This window comes from Armatimonas sp., from assembly GCF_043760365.1.
Taxonomy (GTDB): domain Bacteria; phylum Armatimonadota; class Armatimonadia; order Armatimonadales; family Armatimonadaceae; genus Armatimonas.
Genome location: NZ_JAYUPA010000765.1, coordinates 1 through 3,459 on the forward strand (window position 1 = coordinate 1; position 3,459 = coordinate 3,459).

At 57.4% G+C, this 3,459-nt stretch carries 2 protein-coding genes and 1 pseudogene; all 3 read left to right on the forward strand.

The annotated features are described in order from the left end of the window. The first annotated feature begins 44 nt into the window (after positions 1-44). Positions 45-857 (forward strand): phytanoyl-CoA dioxygenase family protein, encoded by an 813-nt coding sequence (locus tag ACH2EH_RS18330; protein WP_395143877.1) that lies wholly within the window; start codon positions 45-47, stop codon positions 855-857. Positions 858-950: 93 nt separating this feature from the next. After that, complete coding sequence (locus ACH2EH_RS18335) at positions 951-2,402, forward strand: flavin monoamine oxidase family protein (RefSeq protein ID WP_395143879.1); 1,452 nt, start codon at positions 951-953, stop codon at positions 2,400-2,402. Positions 2,403-2,462: 60 nt separating this feature from the next. Beyond that, positions 2,463-3,459, forward strand: a pseudogene (locus tag ACH2EH_RS18340) (peroxiredoxin); the annotation flags it as partial.

Sequence of the window (3,459 nt, forward strand, 5' to 3'; positions counted from 1 at the left end):
GCACAACCCGGCCTGCCGTATCGCGACGAGGTACTCAACATTCGATGAGCTACGAGATTAACTACCATGTCCACCACAACCACACGCCAGAGCGCCCGGTCACCGTTCAGGCGACACCCGAGCAAGTTCAGACGCTCATTGATGATGGTTACTTGGTGCTGGAGCGGCTCTTTCAAGGCGAGGCGCTGGAAAGACTTCGGAGCGCGATCTTGGAAGTTGCCGAGCAGGAAGGGCATGTGGCCCGCTCAGGTCGCGAGTGGGGCGGCGTCTTTCTGAGGCACTTGATGGAGAAGCACGAGGCATTTCTGGAGCTGTTTCGGCTGGAGCCCTGCCTCTCGATTGCGCGGGCGACGCTAGGGCCACAAGTGCAAGTGCTCCCGATGACAGGCCGGATCGCGTGGCCCGATGCACAGGGCCAAGCCACTCCCTGGCACATCCACCAGCGCGTGGTTCCCTCGCCGCGCCCTGCATTTTTCTCCCTGCCCCATGTTATTGATGCGCTGATCTACCTCGACGATCTGGATGCGGCAAGTGGGCAGGTCTGCGTTGTTCCGGGCTCGCACCGCTGGGAAGACCGTGAGTTTCCGGGCGGCCCTCATGACGATATCGACGGCCAAGTGGCACTAAGTATCCCTGCAGGCAGTGTGGTGATGATTCACGGTAATCTCTGGCACCGGGGGCTGCCCACCACGCCAAGTGGGACAATTCGCCGCCTGCTGATCCTGCCCTACACTCCTACTTGGATACAGCTCCCTGAGTTCGGCGATCGCCCCAAAGACGGCCTGATGCGCCCGCTTTTTGAGTCGCCTGACCAGGAAACGCGTGAGCTACTGGGGATCGCGGAAGGAATTTACTAGTTGATCGCGAAAACTCACAGGAAACAAGATATTAACCGCTGTACGACCGCTACCCAGGCAGGAAAACAGCCGTAGGTAAGAGAAGTGAGGGTTATGCTAACGGAAGCTGGAAACACAACGCCCTCTGTTTTCGATTTGCTCCAGATCGCCGAAAATGGATTGCAGCCGCGTACCACTCGCCCAAAGAAAATTATTGTGGTTGGAGCGGGCATGGCGGGGCTCGTCGCGGCCCAGACGCTGGTGCGCGCCGGGCACGAGGTATTGATTCTGGAGGCCCAATCACGGGTGGGTGGGCGGGTTCAGACACTGCGAGATCCGTTCACGGAGGGCCAATATGCCGAGGCGGGCGCGATGCGGATTCCTAAGTCGCACGTCTTGACGCTTTCCTACCTCCACCGCTTTGGGCTGCGTGTTTCTCCATTCACGGCGAGCAATCCGCAGGCATATTACTATCTCCACGGACAAAAGCGCCGCATTGCTGATGTCGAGTGTAACCCGGATCTGCTCTGCGACACTCTGGCCGAGCATGAGCGTGGCAGGAAGTTCGCGCACTGGTGGGAGACGGCGCTTGCCCCGATCGCAACCCAGTTACGCGAAAACGGTGGTATCTGGGACGAGATCGTCGCCGAGTACGACAGCTATTCCACACGTGAATTTCTCGAAAGAAATCGCTGGTCCGAGGGCGCGATCGAGATTTTTGGCCTGCTTTCCAATCAGGAAGCGTTGATGAACGCGTCGTTTCTCGAGCTTTTGCGCGAAGAGCTGGGCGGCTACTACACCGATATGCTCGAGATTGAGGGCGGCATGGATTTGTTGCCACGTGCGTTTCTTCCCGAACTTTCAAATCAGATTCGCTACGGTGCGCACGTGACCGCGCTTGATCAAAAGGAAAATTCCGTCACGGTAGCCTACCGTACTACCGCCGGGAACGCCGCCGTCGTGGCGGACTATGTTCTGATGACATTACCGTTTCCAGTGCTCCGGCACATCGAAACTCCTAAGCCATTCTCACGGGGAAAACAACGCGCAATTAGACAACTCTACTACGATGCCTCCGCGAAGATCCTGCTTCAGTGTCGCCGTCGGTTCTGGGAGGACGAGGAGATTGTCGGCGGTGGAACCATCACCGACCTGCCCATTCGCAACCTCTACTATCCAGATCACGGGCGTGAAACGGGACGCGGTGTATTATTAGCGAGCTACACCTGGTCCGAAGACGCCCAGCGTTGGGGTTCGCTTTCACCCGAAGAACGTATCCGGCAGGCGCTTGATGATGTGGCCGAGATCCACCCGCAGATTACCACGGAGTTTGAGGTGGGCACGTCGAAAGTTTGGCACCACGACCCCTATGCGGGCGGGGCGTTCGCGCTTTTTACACCAGGTCAGCAGAGCCTTTTGCACAACGACATCGCCGCGCCCGAGGGGCGGATCCACTTCGCAGGTGAACACACGTCGCTCACCCATGCTTGGATTCAGGGGGCAATCGAGTCGGGGTTGCGTGCCGCAGATGAAATCCACCGTGCGCAATTCAGCACCGGAGTCTAGATTTACCCCTGCACAACGGATGCAGACAGGGTACAATTTAGCAAAGGAACTTGAATCCGTATGAAACGATGCGTACTGTCCTGTTTTGCTCTCATTGGTGTTAGCGGCGTGACGACGTTTGCCCGTGCGCAGGAGCCGGTTAAACCCGCGTTTGGGCACTCCATGCAAGGTGAGATGTTCAATGAGGGACCGCGCCAGAAGGCTGTGCTGATGAAGGGAATCCCAAAGATTGAGTTCCCCACCAGCACGAAAAACAAGCAGGCACAGAAGTTCTTCGAGCAGGGAGTCGCCCAGATTCATGCTTACTGGTACTTCGAGGCCGAGCGCTCGTTTCGCCAAGCTGCCGATCTCGATTCCGAGTTCGCCATGGCCTACTGGGGTATGGCTCGCGCCAATGTGAACAACCGAACGCGCGCCAAGGGCTTCGCCGAGAAAGCCAAAGAGAAGCGTGACAAGGCTAACCCGCGTGAGCAGGGCTATATAGAGGCCATCAATTTCTTTGGAAACAATAAAAACGACGATTATATTGCGACGCTTCGCAAGCTGGTCGCCGATTATCCTTTAGATATTGAGGCCACAGCGCAGCTTGCCCATGAGCTGCAAGAGCGTGCGTTCGATAAGCCACGCCAGGACGAAGTGGAGCGACTGGCCCAGGAGGTGCTGGTCGTCAATCCGATGCACCCGATCCACCACTATAGAATCCATCTCTGGGACAAGCCAAATAACGAGAATGCCCTAGACTCTGCGCATAAGTCCGGGCTCGCGGAGCAGGCAAGTGCTCACATGTGGCACATGGAAGGCCATATCTACACCCAGCTCAAGCGCTACGGCGATGCCGCTGTTTCGCAAGAAGCATCGGCGCGGGTGGATCATGCGCACATGGGTCGTGTCCAGATCATCCCCGACCAGATCTTTAACTACGCTCACAACAACCAGTGGCTCGCCGAGAGCCTTGAGTTCACGGGCCAGCCGCAAAAAGCACTCGAAGTTGCCCGCAGTCTAGTCGCCAATCCGCGTCATCCGAAATACAACACACTGACGGGGTTTTCTGGCAGCG

Coding starts and splice junctions, on each gene's coding strand:
- ACH2EH_RS18330 (WP_395143877.1), top strand. CDS start 45: ATGAGCTACGAGATTAACTACCATGTCCACCACAACCACACGCCAGAG.
- ACH2EH_RS18335 (WP_395143879.1), top strand. CDS start 951: ATGCTAACGGAAGCTGGAAACACAACGCCCTCTGTTTTCGATTTGCTC.